Consider the following 21,174-nt stretch of genomic DNA (forward strand, 5'->3'; position numbering starts at 1 on the left):
AAGCTTCCGGCCCCCGGCGCGGCCCGCGACGGCCCGGGGTGGCCCGGGGTGGCCCGGGGTGGCCCCCAGGGTGGCCCGGGGTCGGGGCGGCTCGGGGCGGACCGGGCGGCCCTGGGTGGGTGCTCCGGGCCTGGTGGAAAACGCGTTGCCCGGACGCTCGGCGAAACGTATGGTTTTGCGCTCGTGGTCACAGTCGTGGAACGGGTCCTGCCGGCCCGGTTGGGGACAGGGTTCCGATGGTTGCTGGCGTCGAGCTGGCTGACGAATCTCGGTGACGGGATCGCGGCCGCCGCCGGCCCGCTGCTGATCGCGACGCTCACCCGCGACCCGCTGATGATCTCGCTGTCCGCCCTGGTGAGCTGGGCGCCGCCGCTGGCGTTCAGCCTGTACGCCGGCGTCCTGTCCGACCGGTACGACCGCCGCAGGATCGTGCTGGTCGCGAACGCCGTGCGCGCCGTGGTGCTGGCGGCGCTCGTCGTGCTCATGGCGACCGGCACCGTGACCGTGGCGACGGCGCTGGCGGCGCTCACACTCCGGTCCATCGCCGAGGTGTTCGCCGACAACGCGACGTCCACGCTGACGCCGATGATGGTCTCCAGGGACGACCTGATCGTCGCCAACGCGCGCCTCGGCACCGGGTTCATCACGCTCAACCAGCTGGCCGGGCCGCCGATCGGCGCGGCGCTGTTCGGACTGGGCCTCACCTGGCCGTTCGCGAGCCAGCTGCTCCTGGTGCTGGCGGGGATGGTTCTGGTCTCCCGGATCGCGCTGCCGCCGCGGGCCCGGCCGGACGGCGCGCCGCGTCCGAACACCGTGCGCGAGCTCGTCGCCGGGTTCAGCTGGACCGTGCGGCACCCGGCGGTCCGCACGCTGGCGCTCACCATCCTGATCTTCAACTTCACCTTCGGCGCGGCCTGGTCGGTGCTCGTCCTCTACACCCAGGAACAGCTCGGCCTCGGCGCGATGGGGTTCGGCCTGATGACCACCATCGGCGGGATCGGCGGCCTGATCGGCACCGGCCTGTACGGGACGCTCACCCGCAGGGTCAGCCTCGGCGCGCTGATGCGGATCGGGCTCATCATCGAGACGTTCACCCACCTGGGCCTGGCCCTGACGCATTCGCCGTGGGTCGCCGGAGCCATCTTCCTGGTCTTCGGCGCGCACGCCTTCATCTGGGGCACCACCTCGGGCACCGTCCGTCAGCGCGCGGTCCCGCAGGAGCTGCAGGGACGGGTGGGCAGCGTCAACACCGTCTGCGTCTACGCCGGCCTGGTGGTCGGCTCGCTGATCGGCGGCGTGCTGGCCACCCGGTTCGGCGTCGCGGCGCCCTTCTGGTTCGCCTTCGCCGGTTCGGCGGTGTTCGTGGTGCTGCTGTGGCGGCAGCTCATGCTCATCGCCCACGACGACTGAGCAGCGAACGCCGCTCACTTGAGCGGGTCGTGCCCCCAGTTCATCAGCGAGTGGCGCCACCGGGTCTCCCGGACGTCACCGGACGGGCGTTGCGCCAGGTGCCGGTGGATGTAGCCGATCACCTTGGTCATGTGCTCGTAGTCGTGGCCGGTCCAGGAGGACCTGCCCTTGCGCAGGAGCCGGACGATCTCGCGGCCGGAGGCGTGGCCGGTCGACTCGCCGCCGCCGTCCTGCTTCTGGCCGACCTCCTTCGACTCCTCGGTGTCCAGCCAGCGTTCCAGCTCGTGCGCGGTCATGTTGACGGCCTGGCCGAACTCGGCCGCCACGTCCCGGTCGTCGCTCACTCGGCGTCCTTGCCCTTGCCCTTGCGCAGGGCGGACGGCTTGTGCACGGCCTCGCGCCCGCTCTTGTCGCTGCGCACGACGTACTGCGGGTCGTCGGGCGAGGCCGCCACGGTACGGCCGGCCTCCTTCGTCCTCTTGGTGATCTTCTTCTCCACCTTGCCGCGGGCCGTGGACCCGTGGCTCTTCCAGGAGACCTCGTCACCCACGGACGGATCGTCCTTGCGCTTGCCGGTCATAGGATCCGCGCTACCCCACCGCCCTCCCGCACTCGGCCGGGCGGGCAAACCTTCCTTTACCGGCGCCGTCCCGGGGCCGGGGCCGGCGTCCTCGGGGCGGGGCGGCTGCTGCTCACGCGTGGCCGAATCGTAAAGTGAGCAGGATCGCACCAGTGATGTAGGGAGCCCTTGTTGCACGAGAAACTGTCGTCGACCTACGACAACGTCCTGCGCCGGAACCCCGGCGAGGTCGAGTTCCACCAGGCCGTGCGCGAGGTGCTCGAAAGCATCGGCCCAGTTCTCGGCAAGCATCCCGAGTACGCCGAATCGAAGATCATAGAGCGGATCTGCGAGCCCGAGCGGCAGATCATCTTCCGCGTGCCGTGGCTGGACGACCGGGGCGAGGTGCAGATCAACCGCGGCTTCCGGGTGGAGTTCAACAGCGCGCTCGGGCCGTACAAGGGCGGCCTGCGCTTCCACCCGTCGGTCTACCTGGGCATCGTGAAGTTCCTCGGGTTCGAGCAGATCTTCAAGAACGGCCTGACCGGCCTGCCCATCGGCGGCGGCAAGGGCGGCTCGGACTTCGATCCCAAGGGCCGCTCCGACCGCGAGGTGATGAGCTTCTGCCAGAGCTTCATGACCGAGCTCTACCGGCACATCGGCGAGTACACCGACGTCCCGGCCGGTGACATCGGCGTCGGCGGGCGTGAGATCGGCTACCTGTTCGGCCAGTACAAGCGCATCACCAACCGCTACGAATCCGGCGTGATCACCGGCAAGGGCCTGGTCTACGGCGGCGCCCAGGTACGCACCGAGGCCACCGGCTACGGCTGCACGTTCTTCGTGGAGGAGATGCTCAAGGCCCGCGGCACGTCGTTCGACGGCAAGCGGGTCGTCGTGTCGGGCTCCGGCAACGTGGCCGTCTACACGATCGAGAAGATCGAGCAGCTCGGCGGCGTCGTGGTGGCCTGCTCCGACTCCTCCGGCTACGTGCTCGACGAGAAGGGCATCGACCTCGACCTGCTCAAGCAGGTCAAGCAGGTCGAGCGGGGCCGCCTGGAGACGTACGCCGAGCGCCGGGGCGAGCAGGCCGTCTTCGTCCCGGACCGCAGCGTGTGGGAGGTGCCCTGCGAGGTGGCGATGCCGTCCGCCACGCAGAACGAGATCACCGGCCGGGACGCCGCGTTCCTGGTGGACAACGGCCTGGTCGCGGTCGGCGAGGGGGCCAACATGCCGACCACGCCGGAGGGCATCAAGGTGTTCCTGGAGGCGGGCGTCGCGTTCGGGCCGGGCAAGGCGGCCAACGCGGGCGGGGTGGCCACCAGCGCGCTGGAGATGCAGCAGAACGCCAGCCGCGACTCCTGGACGTTCGAGTTCTCCGAGCTCCGCCTCCAGGAGATCATGCAGGACATCCACGGCCGCTGCCTGCAGACCGCCGACGAGTACGGCATGCCGGGCAACTACGTGGCCGGCGCCAACATCGACGGCTTCCGCCGGGTCGCCGACGCCATGCTCGCGCTGGGCCTCATCTGACCACGCCGGCACCCCGGCCTGCCCCCTCCGGCGCGGCATGCGCGAGAGGTCAGGCCGGGGTACTGGGAGGCAGCTGGTGGTCGGCCCAGACGTAGGTCTCGGGCAGCAGGTCGGTGACGGGGACCGTACGGAGGTGGTCGCCGTCGCCCACGATGACCTGGAGGGCCGGGAAGTAGTCCAGCAGGACCTGACGGCAACGGCCGCACGGCGGGACGACCCCGCGCTCCCGGTCCCCCACCGCGACGATCGTGTCCAGCTCGTACGCGCCCTGGGCGGCCGCCGCGCCGATGATGACCAGCTCGGCGCAGGGCCCGCCGGTGAAGTGGTAGGCGTTCACCGCCGTGACGATCCGCCCGTCGCGGGCGCGCGCGGCGGCCGCCATGGTGTGGTTGTCACCCCGGCAGCGGGTGCGGGCGACCTCCGCGGCGGCCTGGACGAGTTCGCTGTCGACGTGCCGGCTCATTGCCCCTCCTCGTGGTCTGGCGCGTCAGGCGCGGGTCTGCTCGCGCAGGAACCCGACGATCAGCTCGGTGACCTCGGCCGGCCGTTCCATGCTCGCCAGGTGGGCCGCCCAGGGCAGCTCGACGTTGCGGACGGCGGGCAGGTCGGCCTCGGTGTGCCGGAAGTCGGCGACGTCGTGAGCGCCCGACACGGCCAGGCACGGCATCGTCACGGCCGCCGGGTCCACCTGGACCTTGACCGGGCCGACGACGCCCTCGGCGAGCTGGAGCTCGTAGGCGCGCAGCTGCATCTCGTGCACGGCCCGCCCGGCCTTCTCGTCGGCGTCGGGGCCCAGCCAGCGGTCGACCATCAGCTGCGCGGCGCCCGCCAGGTCGCCCGCCTCGACCAGCGCGTCCTCGCGCTCGCCGACCGCGCGCAGCTCGGCGCTCGGCTCCCGCCAGGGCAGGGCGGCCGAGAGCAGGACCAGCGCCTCCACCTGCTCGGGGCTGCTCGCGGCGACCTCCAGCGCCACCTTCCCGCCGTAGGAGCAGCCGACCAGGAAGAACCGGTCGATGCCCAGGCTGTCGAGCAGGCTCAGCACGTCGCCGGAGTTGCTGTACGGCTCGGTGGGCAGCGGGCTCTGCCCGAAGCCGCGCAGGTCGCACCGGACCACCCGGAACCCGGCGGCGATCAGGGCCTCCCACTGGGGGTCCCACATGCGCCGGTCGCAGACCCCCGCGTGCAGGAGGAGCAGTGCCGGTCCGTCGCCTGCCACGTCATGAGAAATCGTCATCGCGCAGACGTTACCAGTCATTCACTGACCGGTTTGTCCCACGCGAGACGGCGCCGGGGCTTTTCCGGCGACCCTGGCCATCCAGGCCGTCACGCCCAGCACCACGGCCGCCAGCGCCCCCAGCACCACCGCGTTCAGCAGGTGGCCGGCCCCGGGCAGCCCGCCCACGTAGACGCCGACCATCGGCAGCAGCACGACCAGCGCGCGGCGCCCGACCGGCGACCGCAGCGCCACCCCCGCGGCCACCACGGCCAGCGCCCACACGGGCGGATAGGCCCACCGGGACGAGATCGCCGCCCCGGCGACCGCGCCGCCGAAGAGCACGGCCATCCACCACAGCAGCCGCCGGCCGCCCAGCGGACCGGGCCCGGGAGACGGCGCGAGGAGCAGCATCGCCCCGCACAGGACCAGCGGCAGCGCCGACATCGCCATCCCGCCGACGTCGACCGGCACGCCCCCGATCAGCAGCACCCCGTCGCCGACCACGGTGTAGGTGACCGACGCGGACACGCTGCCCCACACGTGCTCCCCGAGGATCACCAGCGCGTACGCCCACGCGCAGGCCGCCGCCGCACCGGCCCGCCCGCGCCAGGCCAGCAGCACCACGACCGCGTACGGCAGGGCGAAGGTGAGGATGCGCAGGAACTGCCGGAGCTCGTCGTCCGCGAAGGGCGGCTGCCAGGCCGCCGCTCCGAACGTGACGGCTCGCGCGAGCGCGCCGAGCAGCAGCGCGACGGGCACGAGGAGGGCGGCGACGTCGACCGCCGCCCGCCACTGGGCGCCCGCCCCGCGCCGCACCCGGATCGTCAGGCCGCCCCGCACCAGGTCGAAGGTGTCGCGCACGCCGGGCCGTGCCTGGCCGGGCCGCGCGCCCGCCAGCAGCACCGCGACCATCTCCTCCTCGTGCAGGGCGCGGTGCTCGGCCGGGTACCACCGGGCGAGCAGCCGCCGGCAACGCCGTTCCAGGGACGTCACGACGACCTCCCCGGCCCGCCGAACGCCACGGACGGCCCGCCGAACGCCCCCGGCAGGCCGCGCAGCCGGGCCGTGGCCGTGTCGGCGTTGCGCCGCAACTGCTCCGCCTCGGCCGCGAGCCGGAGCTCGCCGTCGGACGTCAGCCGGTAGTAGCGCCGCGCCCGCCCGTCGACGACCTCCTCCCCCTCGGCCGCCACCAGCCCTTCGGCCTGGAGCCGGTCGAGGGCGGCGTAGAGGGTGCCGGCCCGCAGCCGCACCCGCTCGCCGGAGATCCGCACGACGTCGGTGATGATGCCGTAGCCGTGCTGCGGCCCGGCCGCGAGCGCGGTCAGGATGAGGAACGTCGGTTCCTGCATCGCTCTGGAAGTCATACCGACGATATATACCGATGATCGGAGCATGCCGCAACTCCAGGGCGCGGGGAGCCGCGCGGCCGCCCGCGCCCCGGAGCACTACGGCAGGGCCACCGCGCGGTCCAGGGCGGGCGGGGTCAGCGGGCCCTGTCGCAGGTAGGCCCGCATGGCCTCGTAGTCGCGGCTGCCGCGGACCGCGTCGGTGTACCCGGCGAAGGCGGTGTAGCCGTCGGCGCCGAGCAGCGTGTACGCCAGCGCCGCGAGCCGGTAGGTCCGGCCGGTGTCGAGCGGCCGGCCGTTGACGACCACGTCGGCGGGGTTGATCCGGTCGCCCACGGGCCGGTTCGGGGAGTAGGAGAAGCGCACGTTCTTCGACACGGCCAGCGGGGCGAACTTCACGGTGCCGTCGGCCTGCGTCTGCCACTGCTGCTCCAGGGCCTGCTCAAGCTGCGAGCCCTTGACCGACACGGTGACCACCGGGTTGGCGTAACCCCAGGCGGCCCACGACTCGCCCATGAGCACCTTGCCGTCGGCGTCGGCGGCGTTGGCGCCCTTGGCGAACCTCAGGTCGCCGCGCAGCGAGTTCGAGCCCTTGGTGGGCGCCACGGCCACCATGGCCAGGTCGGCCTTGCCGCCCTCGGTCTGCTGGGAGTCGAAGTACTCCACGTCGGCCACGGTGTTGCCGAGCGTGCTCTGCCCGGTCGCGTCGCGGGTCCTGGTGAGGTCGCCGGTGATGGTCCCGTACGGCTTGGCGTAGGTCTCCTTCTGCAGGGCGTTCCAGTGGTCGACCAGCTTCACCATGGCGGGGTCGGGGGCGATGTCGCGGGTCACCGGGTGGTTGGCCGCGGTGGTCGCGGTCCTGATGACGTCGCGGGTGCGGCGGTCGAGCCTGAGGTTGATCTCGCTGATGAGGCGGCCGTGGTTGGCGGCCTCGACGACCGGGCGGGGGTTGCCCGCGGGGTCGGGGATCGAGCAGTTGAAGAACCAGTGCCAGTGGCCCGTGACGATGGCGTCGATGTCGGGCGAGGCGTTCTTGGCGAAGTCCCAGATGGGCCCGGCCTTCTGGTCGCCGCAGCCGCTGTAGTCCTCGCCGGCCTTGCCGCCCTCGTGCACGTTGGCGACGATGGCCTTGACGCCGCGGCGCCTGAGGATCTCGGCGTACTTGTTGGCCGTCTCCACCAGCGGCAGGTTGTCCAGCGACGGCTGGTAGGAGGTGGAGCCGTCCACGGTGGTGGGCGTGGTCAGGTTGATGAACCCGACGGGGATGCCCTGGAACCGCTTGATCACGTACGGCGGGAGCACCGGGCGGGTGTCGCCCTTCATGGTGATGTTGGCCGTGGAGATGTCGAAGTCGGCGCCGTGGAAGGGCTGCCCGTCGGAGTCGGTGAAGCAGCTGTCGAGCCCGGCCTCGCCGAAGCACTCCCCCTTGCCCATGTGGTCGCGCAGGAACTCCAGGGACCGGTCCAGCTCGTGGTTCCCGACCGTGGTGAACTCCACCTTGATCTTGTTCAGGAACTCGATCGTGGGCTCGTCGGCGTGGTACGACACCTCGGTGGGCCAGCCGCTGAAGTTGTCGCCGCTGGAGAAGGTGACCGTGTTCTCGTGCCCTTGCCGGAGCCGGTCGAGATGCGCCGCCAGGTACGGCGCGCCGCCCACCACCAGCGTGTTCCCCTGCGGGTCCTTGATCGTGCCGTCGGCGGCGTTGCTCTGCGGGGTGATGTAGCCGTGGAAGTCGGTGAGCGACAGCAACTGCACGTCCACGGGCTTGGGCGCGGCCAGTGCCGGTGAGGCGGACGAGGCCAGAGTGACGCCTAAGGCGACAACGATCCACTTACGGAATGAAGACACGCATACTCCTAAATAAGGGGATATAGCGGGAGAAAAGACTTGCCGATCAGCCCTTCGAGCCGGTGAACGCGATCCCGGCGATCAGCTGCCGTTGCATGACCACGAAGAGAACGATCACCGGCAGCGAGGCCACGACGGACCCGGCGAAGAGGATGGGGTAGTTCGTCAGGTACTGACCGCGCAGCGAGGCCAGCCCGGCGGAGAGCGTCATCATCTCCGGATCGGTGTTGACCACCAGCGGCCAGAGCAGGCTGCTCCAGGACCACATGACGGTCAGCAGCCCGAGCGCCAGCAGGCCGGGCCGGACCAGCGGCAACATGATCCACCAGTAGATCTGCAGCGGGTTGGCGCCGTCCAGCCGCGCCGCCTCGTCCAGCTCCCTGGGCAGGGTCTTGAAGAACTGCCGCAGCAGGAACGTGCCGAAGGCGCCGAAGACGCCGGGGGCGATGAGCGCCTGGAGGGTGTTGAGCCAGCCGAGGCCCTGCATGATCTCGTACCTGGGCAGCAGGAACAGCTCCCCCGGCACCATCAGCACGGCCAGGAACAACATGAAGACCGGCCCGCGCCCGGGGAAGTCCAGCCGCGCGAAGGCGAAGGCCGCCAGCGAGCACAGCAGCAGCTGCCCGGCCGTCACCGCGGCCGTCACGACCACCGTGTTGAGGAACTGCCGTCCGAGCGGCACGGTCCGGAACACGTCGGCGAAGTTGTGCCACTGCCAGGAGGGGACCGCCGTGGGCGGCACCCGCATCGACTCGGTCATGGTCTGCAGCGAGACCACGAGCTGCCAGACGAACGGCATGACCATGACCAGGCCGCCGGTGAGCAGGACCGCGTGCACGATCCAGCGCCTACTCATAGTGGACCCACCGCCTCTGCAGCCGGAACTGGACGGCGGTCAGCATGAGGATCAGGGCCAGCAGCACGACCGCGATCGCGGCGGCGTAGCCGCGGCTGTTCTGCACGAAGCCCTGCTCGTAGAAGAGGTAGACGATCGTGCGGCTCCCCGCCAGCGCCGGGCTCTTGGTGTCGATCATGAGGTAGACCAGGTCGAAGACCTGCAACGTGTTGATCAGCGTGATCACCACGACGAAGAACGTGGTGGGCGTGAGCAGCGGCAGCGTGATGCGGAAGAACTGCCGCACCCGGCCCGCGCCGTCGATCGAGGCGGCCTCGTAGTAGTGCTTGGGGATGCCCTGCAACCCGGCCAGGAACAACACCGCGTTGTACCCGAGCGAGGTCCAGATCCCGACCACCGCGACCGCGTAGATCGCGAACTCGGGGTCGGACACCCAGTACGGCCCGTCGATCCCGACCAGGCCGAGCAGGTAGTTGATCGGCCCGAAGTCGCCGTTGTACAGGTAGCGCCAGGTCAGGCCGACGGCCGCGGGCATGGTGACCACCGGCAGGAAGTACAGCGTTCGGTAGAAGCCGAGCCCGCGCAGCCCCGGCACGTTCAGCAGCGCCGCGATCACGATCGACAGCGGCACCCCGACCAGCACGAGCACGGAGTAGAGCAGCGTGTTGCGCAGCGCGCCGGCCATCTCCTCGTCGCCGAGGAGTGCGGCGAAGTTGTCCAGGCCCACCCATGTCTGCCCGCCGAACACGCCCGACTCGGTGAAGCTGAGGTAGAGCGTCTGGGCGATCGGCCACAGGTAGAACACGGCCAGCCCGAGGGCCATGGGCGCGATCAGCCCGTAACCCCACAGCCAGTCGCGTCGCGACCGCCGCCCCGGCGGGGCCGACGCCTTGACGGCGGCGGCCCGTTCCTCGGTCAGCACCATCGGCTACTCCTTGGCCAGGATCTCGTTCATCTGCGCGGCGATCTCCTTGGCCGCCTCCGCGGTCGGCCGCTTGCCCGCCCACGCCTCGGCCAGGAGCTTGTTCTGCACGTCCTGCCACTTGGCGGTGTTGAGCGAGACGGGGTACGGCACGCCGTTCGGGAGCGAGGCGTCGAACGCCTCCTTCAGGTGGTAGTCCGGGAAGGCGGCGAACCAGCCGTCCTGGGTGCCGGCCCGCGAGGAGACCGAGGCGCCGCCGGAGTCGCTGAGGATCTTCTCGGCCTCGTCGGAGGACAGGAACGTGGCGAACTGCGCGGCCTCGGCCGGGTGCTCGCTCTTGGCCGAGACGGAGTTGGCCAGGCCGAGCAGGATGACGGCCTCCTGCGCCGGCCCCTTGGGCAGCGGCGCCACGTCGACCTTGCCGCCGCGCTCGGTGTTGGCCTTGAACGTGCTGGCCAGCCACGAGCCGCCGTAGTACATGGCGTACTTGCCGGTCATGAACAGCTGCACGGGGCTGGTGTCGGTGGTCGCCTGGGCGGGCGGGGCCACCTTGTCCTTGTTGATCATGTCGGTCCAGAACTCCAGGCCCTGGATGGAGCCGGGCTCGTCGAAGCCCGACTTCTTGCCGTCGGCGGAGATGACGTGGCCGCCGGCCTGGATCATCGTGGGGTAGAAGCCGCCCTGGTCCCACAGGGGGGCCAGCAGGCCGTACTGCTTCTTGGCCGGGTCGGTCAGCTTCTTGGCGGCGGCCTTGAGGTCGTCCCAGGTCCAGTCGGCGGTCGGGTACGCGACGCCGCCCTTGTCGAACAGCTCCTTGTCGTACCAGAGCACGGGGACGCCGACGTCGCGCGGCATGCCGTACAGCTTGCCGTCGTAGCGGTAGCCGTCCACGATGGCCTGCGGGAAGGCGTTGACGTCGGCGTTCTCGAAGGGGGCGATGACGCCGCCCTTGGCGTACATGCGCACGTTGAGGCTGTTCATCCAGAAGACGTCGGGGGCCGCGCCGCCGGTGGCCGCGGTCTGGAGCTTGGTCCAGTACTGGTCCCACGGGGTGATCTCAAGCTTGACGGTGACGTCGGGGTGCTGCTTCTGGAAGGCGTCGATGATCTTCTGGGTGCTGGGCTGGTCGTTCTTCTCCCAGATCGCGTAGCTGATCGTGACTTTTCCTGGCTTGGTGGCGGTGGTGTCGGAGCCGGAGCCACAACCGGCCAGTGTCATCGCCAGGGCGGCGGCGAGTGCCATACGCAGGCGCACGGGCAGTTCCTTTTCTCTAGAAGGCGTCGGGGGATGGTGGTCAGGGTCTCGATCGCGGCGGGCGGCGGGCTCAGAGTCCGGTGTTGGTGAACCCGGTCCTGGCCACGACGTCGCCGTATCCGTTGGCGTCGAAGTCCTCGACGTAGAAGAGGAGGAACCCGCTGCCGTCGGCGGCGACGGCGGTGCCCGACTGGTCGCCGGCGGTGTTCGGGTTCATGCGCTCGCAGGGGAAGCGGCCGGTCGTCGTCCCGTCGGCGTTGAACCCGCGGGCGTACACCTCGTGCGAGCGGCCGGCGTTCCACAGGTCGGACTCGGTCCAGCCGACCACGAACCGCCCGGTGTCCTCGACGGCCACGGACGGCGAGCCCTGGACGGCGCACCGGTAGGTCTGGTCCACCTTTCCGCAGAGCGGCGGGTACTCCTTGCCGCCGTCGGAGGGCGTGTTCGGCGCGTACCGGCCGAACGCGACGGGGATCTCCGCGAACCTCTGCCCCAGGCTGGGGGTCAGGCCGCGCGTCCGCACCCGCCAGACGGTCGTCACGTCGCCGCCGGTGACCGCCACGTTGTCGCTCCAGGCCACGACGCTGTCGCCGCCGGGGGTCGTCGCCACGGCGGGGGCCAGGTGCTGGGTGGCGGCGTTGGTGTTGATCCGGGTGGCGGGGGCGACGGTCGCGCCGGTCGCCGAGAGGCGCCTGCCGTACACGTCGGGCGCCTGCTGCCAGACCACGGTCGCGGTGCCCGCGCCGTCGACGGCCACGTCGGGCCGGTCGCCCGTGCCCACCTGGAGCGGCGCGAAGGAACGGGCGGTCAGCGAGGCGTAGCCGGCCGCGCGGACGGTCCCGGTCGGCCCGTCCTCCCAGGCCACCGTGAACCCGCCTGCGCCGCGGACCGCGATCCTCGGCCGGGTCTGGTCGCCGCTCCACTGCGGGTCGTTGGCCCAGATCGTCGCGCTCAGCGTGCCCGACGGCGAGAGCCTGCGCACCGCGATGTTGTGCTCGCCCCGGCAGTCGCCGTCCTCGGCCCAGGCGACGTAGGCGTTGCCCGCGTCGTCCACGCCGGCCGACGGCTGCACGTGGTTCCAGCCGGTGGCGCAGCCGACGCCGCCCATCGAGACCTTGACGGGGCCGGTCACCGGCTGCCCGTCGCGGTAGATGCGCGCGTAGACCTCGGCGCCCTCCACCGAGGCGCGGTCGCGGTCGTCCTCCCAGGCCACGGCCGTGTAGCCGGACCGCATGGCGGCGGCCCTGGGCGCGCGCTGGTCGTCGGGGCCGTTGGCGGTCATCTGGAGTCCGGCCCCGGGATAGGCCCCGGGGACGATCTTGACGACCTCGTCCTTCATCGAGGCGAAGTCGGCGTCGTACGCCGCGTAGACGGCCGGGTCGTCGACCCGGACGAAGGAGTCGTCCGAGGCGGTCAGGGAGCCGCCGTTGAGGTTGTGGGAGCCGGTGTAGACGTAGGCGCGCCGTGCGCCGCCCGCCGCCGCCGACGGCCCGTCCACCAGGATGATCTTGGAGTGGACGCTGTCCGGCGCGCAGGTGTCGCCGACCGGGTAGTGGCAGCCGCCGGGCCGGAAGGTGTGCACCACGATCCCGCCCTTGGCGAGCTCGGCGGCGGTCGCGGCGGTCTGGTTGCCCTCGGCCACGAGCACCTGGACGTCGCAGCCCTGCTGCTTCTTGGCCTTGAGCTCGGCGATGACCAGCGGCCGGTCCGTGGCGAACTGCGACTGCACCACGCGGATCGAGCCGGGGCAGCCCACGTCCCGGATCATGGCCGCGACCAGGTCGGCGCTGCCGTAGGCGCTCTGGTCGTAGGCGGTGTCGCGGGGCTCCATCCAGACCGTGACCCTGCCGCCGGCCGAGCTGAACGGCGCCCGCCAGGAGGTGCGCACCTGGGAGACCAGCGTGTCGAACACCTGCCGGTAGCCGTCGGCCAGCGCGGCGTCGCCCGAGCTGATCAGCATGTTCTGGTGCAGGCCGGTGTCGGGAGCGAGGTTCTGCGAGCTCTGCACGACCACGTCGGTCCTGCCGTCCGTGAGCCGGCCGAACACGAGGAACTTGTGGTGGCTGATGTCGGTGTCCGGCCCGTTGCAGCCCCTGTCGCAGAGCGTGACGGGCACGCCGGCCGCGGCCAGCTCGTCCAGGAGCGGGTTGTGCCCCGATCCCTCGGCCACCACCCGTACGTCCACCCGCCGGTCGTGCGCCGCCACCAGGGCGTCCTTGACGGCCTTGATCTCCAGCACGAAGGTCGCCACGCGCAGCGTGGAGTCCGGGGCGGCCAGCCCGATCAGCTCCAGCACCTTCGCGGGCAGCGGGTCGGCGAGCGTGCCGTCCACGCTCGGCCTGCTGAAGTACGCCGACAGCGCCGGAGCCGCCGCCTGGGCCGGGGTGACCAGGCCGAGCAGGCAGGACAGGCCGACGAGGACGACGGACAGACGCTTGATCATGCTCGCTTCCCTTCGCCGAGGTCGCGCCGCAGGCCGCGGGTCCAGGCCGCCACCTCGGCCTCGGTCTCCGCCCGCTCCCGGGGCCGGCCGCGGACGTCCGGCCGGGTCTGCCACGGCTCGGGGCCGGTCTCCTTGCGGTACTCCACGCCCAGCGCGGCGAGCCGGCCCTCGTGGTGGCGCAGCCGCGCCAGGAAGTCGTCGAAGCCGCCGCCGGCGGGGCTCCACACGACCTCGGCGAAGGCCGACAGCCGCGGGAAGGCCATGTAGTCGAGCCCGCGGGGCGAGTCGATGTGCTCGGTCCAGAGGTTGGCCTGCGCGCCGAGGACCCGGGCGGCCTCGGCCTCGGTCAGCTCCGGCGGCACCGGCTCGAAGCCGTGGACGTCGCGCAGCGAGATCACGTTGCCGATCGGGACCGGCTCGTCGGGCCGGTCGGACTGCCGGAAGTCCAGGTAGAGCTCGGTGAAGGGGCAGGTGACCACGTCGTGCCCGGCCCGCGCCGCCGCGACCGCGCCGTACGTCCCGCGCCAGGACGCCACCGTGGCCCCCGGCGGCAGGCCGCCCTCGATGATCTCGTCCCAGCCGAGCAGGCGCCGCCCGCGCGCCGCCAGGTGGTCGGCGAACCGGCCGATGAACCAGCTCTGCAGCTCCTCCTCGTCGCGCAGGCCCAGCTCGGCGATCCGGCGCTGGGCCGACGGGCTCTGCCGCCACTGCTCCTTGGGGCACTCGTCGCCGCCCACGCAGACGTACTCGCCGGGGAAGATGTCCATGACCTGGTCGAGCACGTCCCGGTAGAAGGCGAGCGTGGCGTCCTCGACGTTGAGCACGTGGGGCGAGACGCCCCAGCCGGTGGCGACCTCCAGCCGTTCGCCGAGGTTGCCCAGCTCCGGATAGGCCGCGATGGCCGCCTGCGAGTGGCCGGGCAGCTCGATCTCCGGCACCACGGTGACGAACCGGTCGGCCGCGTACGAGACGATCTCGCGCAGGTCGTCCTGGGTGTAGTAGCCGCCGTGCGGGCGGCCGTCGAACACGCCGTGCCGGCGGTCGCCGAGCGGGCTCTCCCTGCGCCAGGCGCCGACCTCGGTGAGCTTCGGATAGCCCTTGACCTCCAGCCGCCAGCCCTGGTCGTCGGTGAGGTGCAGATGCAGCACGTTCAGCTTGTGCGCGGCCAGCAGGTCGATGTACCTCAGCAGGTCGGGCTTCGGCAGGAAGTGCCTGGCCACGTCGATCAGGCAGCCGCGCCACCGGAAGCGCGGCCGGTCGGCGACGGTGACCGGGGCGAGCCGCCAGTCCTGCTCGCCGACCGCGCCCCTGCGGAAGGCCGCGGGCGGCAGGAGCTGGCGCAGGGTCTGCGCGCCGTAGAACGCCCCGGCCGCGTCGCCCGCCTCGACGCGCACCCCGTCGGGACGTACGGTCAGGCGGTAGCCCTCCGGGCCGAGCCCGGCGGTCAGGACGAACTCGATCGCCCCCGGCCCCGGCGCTCCGGCGGGCAGCGGCAGGCCGGTCGCGGGCGACAACGCGGCCCGCAGCCAGCCCTCCACCCGCGAGAGGCCGGGAGGGGCGGCGATCACTGTGGTCGCGGTGAGGGCGAAGGGTTCCCCGCCGTCTGGGGTCACGTGGACGGGTCGTGGCAGCAGCAAGACAGGTCCCTGGGGAGTCGGGGGGCGGGATCGTCGGTCGGTGACAGGGCGGGCGGCGGGTCGTAGCATGGCGCTCGGCTTCCGGTCGCCGCGAGCCGCCCGCGGCCATGCCCGTGATCTGGCCTCTTTTTCTCTGGGTGAGCGCCTCGATCAGGATTTATGATGGAGCTCACCATTAAGATTCGTCAAGAAGGGTCATCAGTGACGCTCTCCGTGACCGGCGGCGACCTTCAGCGGCTCCGGCGGCTCAACGCGCTCGCCGCGCTCTCGGCCCTGCGCGCCGGCGGGCCGGCGACGCTGACCCAGCTCGCCGAGCGCGCCGACCTGGCCAGGGCCACCATCAAGGTGGTGGTCAAGGACCTCATGGAGCTGGGCTGGGTGGTCCAGCTGGATCCGAGCGGCGGCGAGAAGGGCAGGCCCGCGCGCCGCTACCGGTTCCACGCGGAGGCGGGCCGGGTGCTCGGGCTCGACATAGGGGCGCACAAGGTGCTCGCGGTCGTGGCCGACCTCGACGGCAACGTCCTGCACACCACCCGCGAGCCGGTCACCCCCGAGCAGCCGCGCGCCGAGCGGCTGGCCGCCGTCGACCGGGCCATCGACGGCTGCCTGACCGGCTCGGGCACCGCCGCCGCCGACGTCTGGCTCGCGGTCGCGGGCAGCACGGGCTACGTCGACCTGCAGGGGCGCGTCGTGCTGTCGCGGGCCATCCAGGACTGGTCGGACGTGCCGCTGGCCGACCACCTCGGCGACCGGCTGCGCTGCCCCGTCCTGGTGGAGAACGACAGCAGGCTCGCCGCGCTGGCCGAGTGCCGCAGGGGCATCGCCCGCGACGCGCGCAACCTGATCTTCCTGCACGTCGGACGCCGGGCCGGCGCCGCCGTCGTGCTCGACGGGGTCCCCCTGCGCGGCAGCGGCGGCGCCGCCGGGGAGATCGGCGTGCATCCGCTGTTCAACCTCGGTCACGTGGGCGAGCTGCTGCAGGCCGTCCCGTCGGTCGAGCCCGGCACGCCGCCGGAGGCGGTCGCGGGGGCGGTGTTCGAGGCCGCCAGGCAGGGTGACGTCGAGGCGCGCCGGGCCGTCCTGCGCTACGTCAAGGTGCTCGCGCTGGCCACCACCGCGATGGCCCTCACCGTCGACCCCGACCTGGTGGTGCTCGGCGGGGGGTTCTCGCGCTCGGCCGACGTGCTGATGGAGCCGCTGAGGGTCGAGCTGGAGACGATGTGCCTGCGCACGCCCGAGCTGCGGGCCTCCGTGCTCGGCGACGAGTGCGTGGCCATCGGGGCCGTGTGCCACGGCGTCGAGCATCTGGCCAAGGTGCTCTTCGACCCGGAGATCGACCTGGCGGTCGCGGCGCCTCCTCCCTCATTAATGGTGTAGCTCACTGAATATAGTCATTTGCATCGAACTTCGATATAAATGGGCGCGTGGCATCCTCTCAGGCGGACCCCTGCCCCGCCCTCGACCTCGACGCGCTGGTCGGCGCGATCGAGGACTTCAACGCGTACTTCATCCGGCTGCCCTCGGTGCGGCGGCTCAGCTTCTCGACCCTGTCCGTGCTGCACACGCTGGCGGGCAAGGGTCCGATGCGGCTCACCGACCTGACGGCGACGGAACAGCTCAAGCAGCCCGCGCTCACCAGCCTGGTCGCCAAGCTCGAACGGGACGGGCTGGTCTCGCGCCGCCCCGACCCGCGCGACGGCCGCGCCGTCCTGCTGACCCTCACCGAGGAGGGCAGGGACATCGTCCGCTCCCGGCGCGCCGACCGGGTGGCGCGGGTCGCCCGGCTGGTGGCGCACCTGAGCGAGGACGAGCGCGCGGAGCTGGCCCGGTACGCGGGCGTCCTCGGCCGCCTGACCGAGATCGCCGCGCGTGTCGAAGACTAGGAGGACGGTTCCCTTGACTCGCTCGACTTCCTTCCCGTTGCGCCCCGAGCCGCTGCACGTACCGGACGAAGTGCTCGACGACCTGCGCCGCAGGCTCACCATGACCCGATGGGCGCCGTCCGCCGGGAACGACGACGGCTTCTACGGCGTGCGCGGCGAGTACCTGCGCGAGCTGGTCGCCTACTGGGCCGACGGCTTCGACTGGCGGGCGGCGGAGCGGGCGATCAACGCCTACGAGCACTACCGGGTGGACGTCGGCGGCGTGCCGGTGCACTTCATGCGCAAGCCCGGCGTCGGCCCCGCCCCCGTGCCGCTCATCCTCAGCCACGGCTGGCCCTGGACGTTCTGGCACTGGTCGAAGGTCATCGACCCGCTCGCCGACCCCGGCGCCCACGGCGGCGACCCGGCGGAGGCGTTCGACGTCATCGTGCCCTCATTGCCGGGTTTCGGGTTCTCGGCCCCGCTGGACGGCCGGCCGGACATGAACTTCTGGAAGATCGCCGACGTGTGGCACGAGCTGATGACCGGCGTCCTCGGCCATGACCGGTACGCCGCCGCCGGATGCGACGTCGGGGCGCTGGTCACCGGGCAGCTCGGCCACAAGTACGCCGACGAGCTGTACGCGATCCACATCGGCTCGGCGCAGAAGCTCACCTTCTTCAACGGCGACCGCGCCTGGGACCTGAGCGGCGGCATGCCCATCCCGGACGGCCTGCCCGCCGACGTGCACGCCCGGTTCGTCGAGCTGGACCGGCGGTTCGCGGTGCACCTGGCGGCGCACATGCTCGCGCCGTCCACGCTCGGCCACGGCCTGGCCGACTCCCCCGCCGGCATGCTGGCCTGGATCCTCGAACGCTGGACGAAGTGGTCCGACAACCACGGCGACGTCGAGACCGTCTTCACCAAGGACGACCTGCTCACCCACGCCACGATCTTCTGGGCGGGCAACACGATCGACAGCTCGATCCGCACCTACGCCAACAACAACCGCTACCCCTGGACGCCGTCGCACGACCGGTGGCCGGTCGTCGAGGCGCCCACGGGCATCACGTTCGTCGACTTCGAGAACCCGCCCGGCGTGACGACCGGCGAACAGCGGATCCGCAACTTCCTCGACGGCGACCGGGCCGCCTGGTACAACCACGCCGGCATCACCTGCCACGCTCGCGGCGGACACTTCATCCCATGGGAGATCCCCGACGAATGGGTCACAGACCTCCGCCACACCTTCCACCCCCACCGCTGACACACCCTTCCCGCCGATCCCGCCGAACGGCTCACGCGAGCCTCCTTCCTGCAACGGTGACGGGCTGCGGGGACCCCGCAGGACGGCGACCCGCTCGGTGGCCTGTTCGCCCGCGTCGAGGGCGGCCTCCTCGACCCAGGTCCGCAGTTCGGCCTCCAGGGCCTGACGCCGTACGGTCTGCCGAAAGTCGTCGCGCAGGACGTTGCGGGCGACCCGGAAGAGCCACGGCAGCTCGGCGTGGGCCGGGATGTCGTCCAGCCGCCGCCAGGCCACCAGGAAGGTCTCGCTGACCACTTCCTCCGCGAGCTGATGCCCGGCGCGGCCGGCCGCGTAGGCGTACACCCGCGGCCGGTAGGTGTCGTAGAGCACGGTGAAGCGCTCGTGTGGGTCGGGCAAACCGTGTCCTTCGGTCGCGGATGAGTCGTTCGTAGAACATGTGGTCCGAAGGACGGTTTTCTTACATCCCGGTTCCGGATTTCCGGCGAACCTGGCTAGCCGGCGAGGGCCTCGGTGATCTGCCGGGTGGTCTGCGCGGCGACCCTCGGGCTGACGGCGGCGTAGGCGGTGTACGCGTTCAGGCCGGTGGCCAGGGCCCAGCCGCGGCCCCGGGTCCAGGTGGCCTCGTCCACGCCGAGCGCGGCGCGGAAGACGGCCCGGCTGCCGGCCGACATCAGCGTGAAGGCGATCATCAGGTCGGCGGCCGGGTCGCCGAGGCCGAGCCCGCCGAAGTCGATGACCGCGCTGACGCGGCCGCCGACGGTCAGCACGTTGCCGGTGTGGAAGTCGCCGTGGAACCAGACCGGCGCGCGGTCCCAGCCGGGGGCGCTCATGGCCGCGTCCCACAGCCCGGTCATGGCGGCGCGGTCGAACACGCCGCCGAGCGCCGCGATGGCGGCCCGCGTCGCGCGGTCCCGGCCCGCCAGCGGCTGCTGCGCGAGGTCGGGACGGGCCTTCAGGGACGGGACGGACTCGGGCGCGAACCGCTGCAGGGCCACCAGGAACTCCGCCAGCGCCTCGGCGGCCACGGACGAGCCGGCCAGCGCCTCGACGGTGGCCACCTCGCCCGCCAGCCAGCGGGACACCGCCCACCGCCACGGGTAGCCGAAGCCGGGCTCCCCCACTTCCACCGGCACCGGGACGGCCAGCGGCAGCCGCGGCGCGAGCCTGGGCAGCCACTCGTGTTCCTTGTCGGCCTGCCCGACGGCGTCGGCGTGGCGGGGCAGCCGGACGGACAACTCGTCGCCCAGCCGGTAGATCACGTGGTCCGAGCCCGCCGGGTCGAGCAGCCGCAGCGGCAACGCGGCCCACTGCGGGAACTGCGTGTCGACCAGCCTCCTGACCAGGGCGGCGTCGATCGTGGGACGGGTGGGCGCGGTTCCCGGGACTGCCAAGGACGACTCCAGCGACGGGCCCGCTCCGTGCGGCGGGCGGCCGGTCCATCACAGTGCACCGCGCACCCGCGTGTCGACCCGATTATCGAAGGCCCGTGGGGCAGGTGGCGTCTGCCCCGCGGGGGTCGGCCGCGTCCTGTACGCGTTTCCGGGGCGGAGCCGCCGGGGTCAGCCGGGGCGGTTGCCGGTCGGAATCACGATCTTGGTCTGCGCGCCCTTGGTCAGGTAGAACGTGGTCCACTTCTTGATCATCTCGTCGAGCAGCCAGGCCGCGGCGGGCACCAGCGGCAGCCCGATCACCCCTTCCCTGAACGCCACCAGCAGCGGCCAGGCGGTCTTGACGACCGGGTCCCACAGCGGCTCGCGCGGGATGCCGTTCCAGTCGGCCGCCTGGTTGCCGGTGAGGTACCTGGAGAACGCGTTGACGAGCGGCTTGTCGATGCTCCCCGGGCTGGTCAGCTCCGCGAGCATGTCGCGCAGGATGTCGTTCAGCTCCACGCCCTCCGGCGTCGGCCCCATGTTCCTGGGCAGGACGATGTCCGACTGGGCGTAGGAGGTGTCCCAGGTGGCGGGGATGAACTCGTCCCTGATGCCGAGCATGTGCGCCAGCAGCTGCAACGAGTGCAGGTACGCCGCGGACTCGGCGGCGGAGATGCGCACCTTCCACTCGCGCATCCCGCGCATGGAGTAGGTCGCCAGGGTGTGCCACGTGACGAGCATGTCCTCCTGGCTGATCGGGATGGGCCCCGGCCAGTGGGGGGACGACTTGAGCAGGTGCCGCACGGCCGCGTGCACCAGCCGGGTCTTGACGGCCTCGACCACGGCCGTCCCGCCGGGCCCCCAGGCGTTCTGGGGCCTGACCGCGTACGCCAGGACGTTCGTCTTGGCGACCCGGTCCTTCAGGTCGGCGCCGCCCGCGGAGTAGTAGACCGCGCGGGCCTCCTTGGGGATGGCGGTGGCCAGCATGCCGGCCCCGACGATGGTGAGCACGACGATGTAGTTGCCCTTGAGCGCGTGGAACCGCGACGCGGCGTCCAGCTTGGCCTGGTCGGCCCAGGACGGGAGCTGACGCGCCTGCTCGATGAAGGCCCGCAGGTCGGCCGGCAGCCCGGCGGGCAGCGGCTGGTCGTTGCGGTTCCAGTCGTAGAGCAGCCGGTTGACCTCGGGGATGAGCCCGCGGTCGAACAGCGAGGCGAGGAGCGGATCGGCGACGTCGTCCCACACCCAGCGAGGGTCGGCGCCGGTGCCGGAGCCCGCGACCGAGCCGGCGGCCGGCCACTCCCAGCCGTCGGCGAGGGCCTTGGCCTGGGCCGGGGAGGTGATCCCCAGCGCGCCGAGGGCTCCCAGGGCGGTGCCCGAGATCAGTATCTCGCGCCTGCTCAGCTCTGCCATGCTCTGCACTCCTTCGAGATGGGGGGTCCCGCTCAGGGCAGTCTCGATCGGCTCGCCGGAGATCCACCGAACAGGGAGCGCGTGCCGTCGCCGTCGCCGGAATCACGCCTGCTGAGTTCTCCCACGCCGCTTCCTCCTTCTCGTCCGGGGCCGAGAAGTGGGTGATACTGAGAAACAAACCATGAGTCTGTGTATCATCATGAGAGCACGTTGTGATGGACATCACAAGACCCGCCCC

Annotated in this window: 19 protein-coding genes and 1 pseudogene; 5 read left to right on the forward strand and 15 right to left on the reverse strand. The window is 71.7% G+C overall.

Annotated elements, in window-relative coordinates:
- Window positions 1-240 precede the first annotated feature (240 nt).
- Window positions 241-1,410 (forward strand): MFS transporter, encoded by a 1,170-nt coding sequence (locus tag ABT158_RS21755; protein ID WP_352355951.1) that lies wholly within the window; start codon window positions 241-243, stop codon window positions 1,408-1,410.
- 14 nt (window positions 1,411-1,424) lie between these two features.
- Here the strand turns inward: ABT158_RS21755 and ABT158_RS21760 are convergent, their stop codons facing one another.
- Together ABT158_RS21760 and ABT158_RS21765 are read right to left on the reverse strand one after the other, a co-directional pair.
- Window positions 1,425-1,754 (reverse strand): DUF3140 domain-containing protein, encoded by a 330-nt coding sequence (locus ABT158_RS21760; RefSeq protein ID WP_352355953.1) that lies wholly within the window; start codon window positions 1,752-1,754, stop codon window positions 1,425-1,427.
- The gene (locus ABT158_RS21765; protein WP_352355955.1) at window positions 1,751-1,990 is read right to left on the reverse strand and encodes a hypervirulence associated TUDOR domain-containing protein; all 240 of its coding nucleotides are present in this window, start codon (window positions 1,988-1,990) and stop codon (window positions 1,751-1,753) included. The genes ABT158_RS21760 and ABT158_RS21765 overlap by 4 nt, the downstream gene beginning before the upstream one ends.
- 168 nt (window positions 1,991-2,158) lie before the next feature.
- On the opposite strand from ABT158_RS21765, the gene gdhA reads away from it, so the two are divergent.
- Window positions 2,159-3,502 carry an NADP-specific glutamate dehydrogenase gene (gdhA, locus tag ABT158_RS21770; protein ID WP_352355957.1) on the forward strand — a complete coding sequence of 448 codons (1,344 nt, stop codon included), beginning with the start codon at window positions 2,159-2,161 and terminating at the stop codon, window positions 3,500-3,502.
- Window positions 3,503-3,551: 49 nt separating this feature from the next.
- Here the strand turns inward: gdhA and ABT158_RS21775 are convergent, their stop codons facing one another.
- The 10 genes from ABT158_RS21775 to ABT158_RS21820 form a co-directional block, all read right to left on the reverse strand.
- Window positions 3,552-3,965 (reverse strand): cytidine/deoxycytidylate deaminase family protein, encoded by a 414-nt coding sequence (locus ABT158_RS21775; protein ID WP_352355959.1) that lies wholly within the window; start codon window positions 3,963-3,965, stop codon window positions 3,552-3,554.
- 24 nt (window positions 3,966-3,989) lie between these two features.
- Window positions 3,990-4,736, reverse strand: a complete 747-nt coding sequence (locus ABT158_RS21780; protein WP_352355961.1) for an alpha/beta fold hydrolase — start codon at window positions 4,734-4,736, stop codon at window positions 3,990-3,992.
- Window positions 4,737-4,757: 21 nt separating this feature from the next.
- Window positions 4,758-5,711 carry a hypothetical protein gene (locus tag ABT158_RS21785; protein ID WP_352355963.1) on the reverse strand — a complete coding sequence of 318 codons (954 nt, stop codon included), beginning with the start codon at window positions 5,709-5,711 and terminating at the stop codon, window positions 4,758-4,760.
- On the reverse strand, window positions 5,708-6,082 hold the full coding sequence (locus ABT158_RS21790) for a PadR family transcriptional regulator (protein ID WP_352355965.1): 375 nt from the start codon (window positions 6,080-6,082) through the stop codon (window positions 5,708-5,710). The genes ABT158_RS21785 and ABT158_RS21790 overlap by 4 nt, the downstream gene beginning before the upstream one ends.
- Window positions 6,083-6,163: 81 nt before the next feature.
- Entirely contained in the window at window positions 6,164-7,912 is a 1,749-nt protein-coding gene (locus ABT158_RS21795; RefSeq protein WP_352355967.1) for a bifunctional metallophosphatase/5'-nucleotidase, read from the reverse strand.
- A gap of 46 nt (window positions 7,913-7,958) precedes the next feature.
- A complete protein-coding gene (locus tag ABT158_RS21800; RefSeq protein ID WP_352355969.1) occupies window positions 7,959-8,768 on the reverse strand; it encodes a carbohydrate ABC transporter permease in 810 nt (269 codons plus the stop codon).
- The gene (locus ABT158_RS21805) at window positions 8,761-9,693 is read right to left on the reverse strand and encodes a carbohydrate ABC transporter permease (protein WP_352355971.1); all 933 of its coding nucleotides are present in this window, start codon (window positions 9,691-9,693) and stop codon (window positions 8,761-8,763) included. The genes ABT158_RS21800 and ABT158_RS21805 overlap by 8 nt, the downstream gene beginning before the upstream one ends.
- A gap of 3 nt (window positions 9,694-9,696) precedes the next feature.
- Entirely contained in the window at window positions 9,697-10,944 is a 1,248-nt protein-coding gene (locus ABT158_RS21810) for an ABC transporter substrate-binding protein (protein WP_352355973.1), read from the reverse strand.
- A gap of 70 nt (window positions 10,945-11,014) precedes the next feature.
- Window positions 11,015-13,387 (reverse strand): phospholipase D-like domain-containing protein, encoded by a 2,373-nt coding sequence (locus tag ABT158_RS21815; protein WP_352355975.1) that lies wholly within the window; start codon window positions 13,385-13,387, stop codon window positions 11,015-11,017.
- Window positions 13,384-15,093, reverse strand: coding sequence for a beta-N-acetylhexosaminidase (locus tag ABT158_RS21820; RefSeq protein ID WP_502911559.1), 1,710 nt, complete (start codon window positions 15,091-15,093; stop codon window positions 13,384-13,386). Before ABT158_RS21820 ends, ABT158_RS21815 begins: the two co-directional genes overlap by 4 nt.
- 132 nt (window positions 15,094-15,225) lie before the next feature.
- Between ABT158_RS21820 and ABT158_RS21825 the strand changes: the two genes are divergently transcribed.
- Genes ABT158_RS21825 through ABT158_RS21835 form a run of 3 tightly spaced genes read left to right on the forward strand, consistent with a single transcriptional unit; the run spans window position 15,226 to window position 18,153 of the window.
- On the forward strand, window positions 15,226-16,401 hold the full coding sequence (locus ABT158_RS21825) for an ROK family protein (protein WP_352355979.1): 1,176 nt from the start codon (window positions 15,226-15,228) through the stop codon (window positions 16,399-16,401).
- Window positions 16,402-16,448: 47 nt separating this feature from the next.
- The gene (locus ABT158_RS21830; protein WP_352355981.1) at window positions 16,449-16,907 is read left to right on the forward strand and encodes a MarR family winged helix-turn-helix transcriptional regulator; all 459 of its coding nucleotides are present in this window, start codon (window positions 16,449-16,451) and stop codon (window positions 16,905-16,907) included.
- Window positions 16,908-16,920: 13 nt separating this feature from the next.
- Window positions 16,921-18,153 carry an epoxide hydrolase family protein gene (locus tag ABT158_RS21835; protein WP_352355983.1) on the forward strand — a complete coding sequence of 411 codons (1,233 nt, stop codon included), beginning with the start codon at window positions 16,921-16,923 and terminating at the stop codon, window positions 18,151-18,153.
- 180 nt (window positions 18,154-18,333) lie between these two features.
- Here the strand turns inward: ABT158_RS21835 and ABT158_RS21840 are convergent.
- From ABT158_RS21840 to ABT158_RS21850, 3 genes and pseudogenes are all read right to left on the reverse strand, one after another.
- Window positions 18,334-18,522, reverse strand: a pseudogene (locus ABT158_RS21840) (RNA polymerase sigma factor); the annotation flags it as partial.
- A 122-nt stretch (window positions 18,523-18,644) separates the two neighbouring features.
- Window positions 18,645-19,544: an aminoglycoside phosphotransferase family protein gene (locus ABT158_RS21845; protein WP_352355985.1), complete on the reverse strand. Its 900-nt coding sequence runs from the start codon at window positions 19,542-19,544 to the stop codon at window positions 18,645-18,647.
- A 168-nt stretch (window positions 19,545-19,712) separates the two neighbouring features.
- The gene (locus tag ABT158_RS21850) at window positions 19,713-20,936 is read right to left on the reverse strand and encodes an oxygenase MpaB family protein (protein ID WP_352355987.1); all 1,224 of its coding nucleotides are present in this window, start codon (window positions 20,934-20,936) and stop codon (window positions 19,713-19,715) included.
- Window positions 20,937-21,174 lie beyond the last annotated feature (238 nt).

Origin of the sequence: Nonomuraea sp. NPDC001636 (genome assembly GCF_040298265.1) — a bacterium.
Classification (GTDB): Bacteria; Actinomycetota; Actinomycetes; order Streptosporangiales; family Streptosporangiaceae; genus Nonomuraea.

Coding starts and splice junctions, on each gene's coding strand:
- ABT158_RS21765 (WP_352355955.1), bottom strand. CDS start 1,990: ATGACCGGCAAGCGCAAGGACGATCCGTCCGTGGGTGACGAGGTCTCC.
- ABT158_RS21775 (WP_352355959.1), bottom strand. CDS start 3,965: ATGAGCCGGCACGTCGACAGCGAACTCGTCCAGGCCGCCGCGGAGGTC.
- ABT158_RS21780 (WP_352355961.1), bottom strand. CDS start 4,736: ATGACGATTTCTCATGACGTGGCAGGCGACGGACCGGCACTGCTCCTC.
- ABT158_RS21790 (WP_352355965.1), bottom strand. CDS start 6,082: ATGACTTCCAGAGCGATGCAGGAACCGACGTTCCTCATCCTGACCGCG.
- ABT158_RS21800 (WP_352355969.1), bottom strand. CDS start 8,768: ATGAGTAGGCGCTGGATCGTGCACGCGGTCCTGCTCACCGGCGGCCTG.
- ABT158_RS21805 (WP_352355971.1), bottom strand. CDS start 9,693: ATGGTGCTGACCGAGGAACGGGCCGCCGCCGTCAAGGCGTCGGCCCCG.
- ABT158_RS21815 (WP_352355975.1), bottom strand. CDS start 13,387: ATGATCAAGCGTCTGTCCGTCGTCCTCGTCGGCCTGTCCTGCCTGCTC.
- ABT158_RS21820 (WP_502911559.1), bottom strand. CDS start 15,093: ATGCTACGACCCGCCGCCCGCCCTGTCACCGACCGACGATCCCGCCCC.
- ABT158_RS21850 (WP_352355987.1), bottom strand. CDS start 20,936: ATGGCAGAGCTGAGCAGGCGCGAGATACTGATCTCGGGCACCGCCCTG.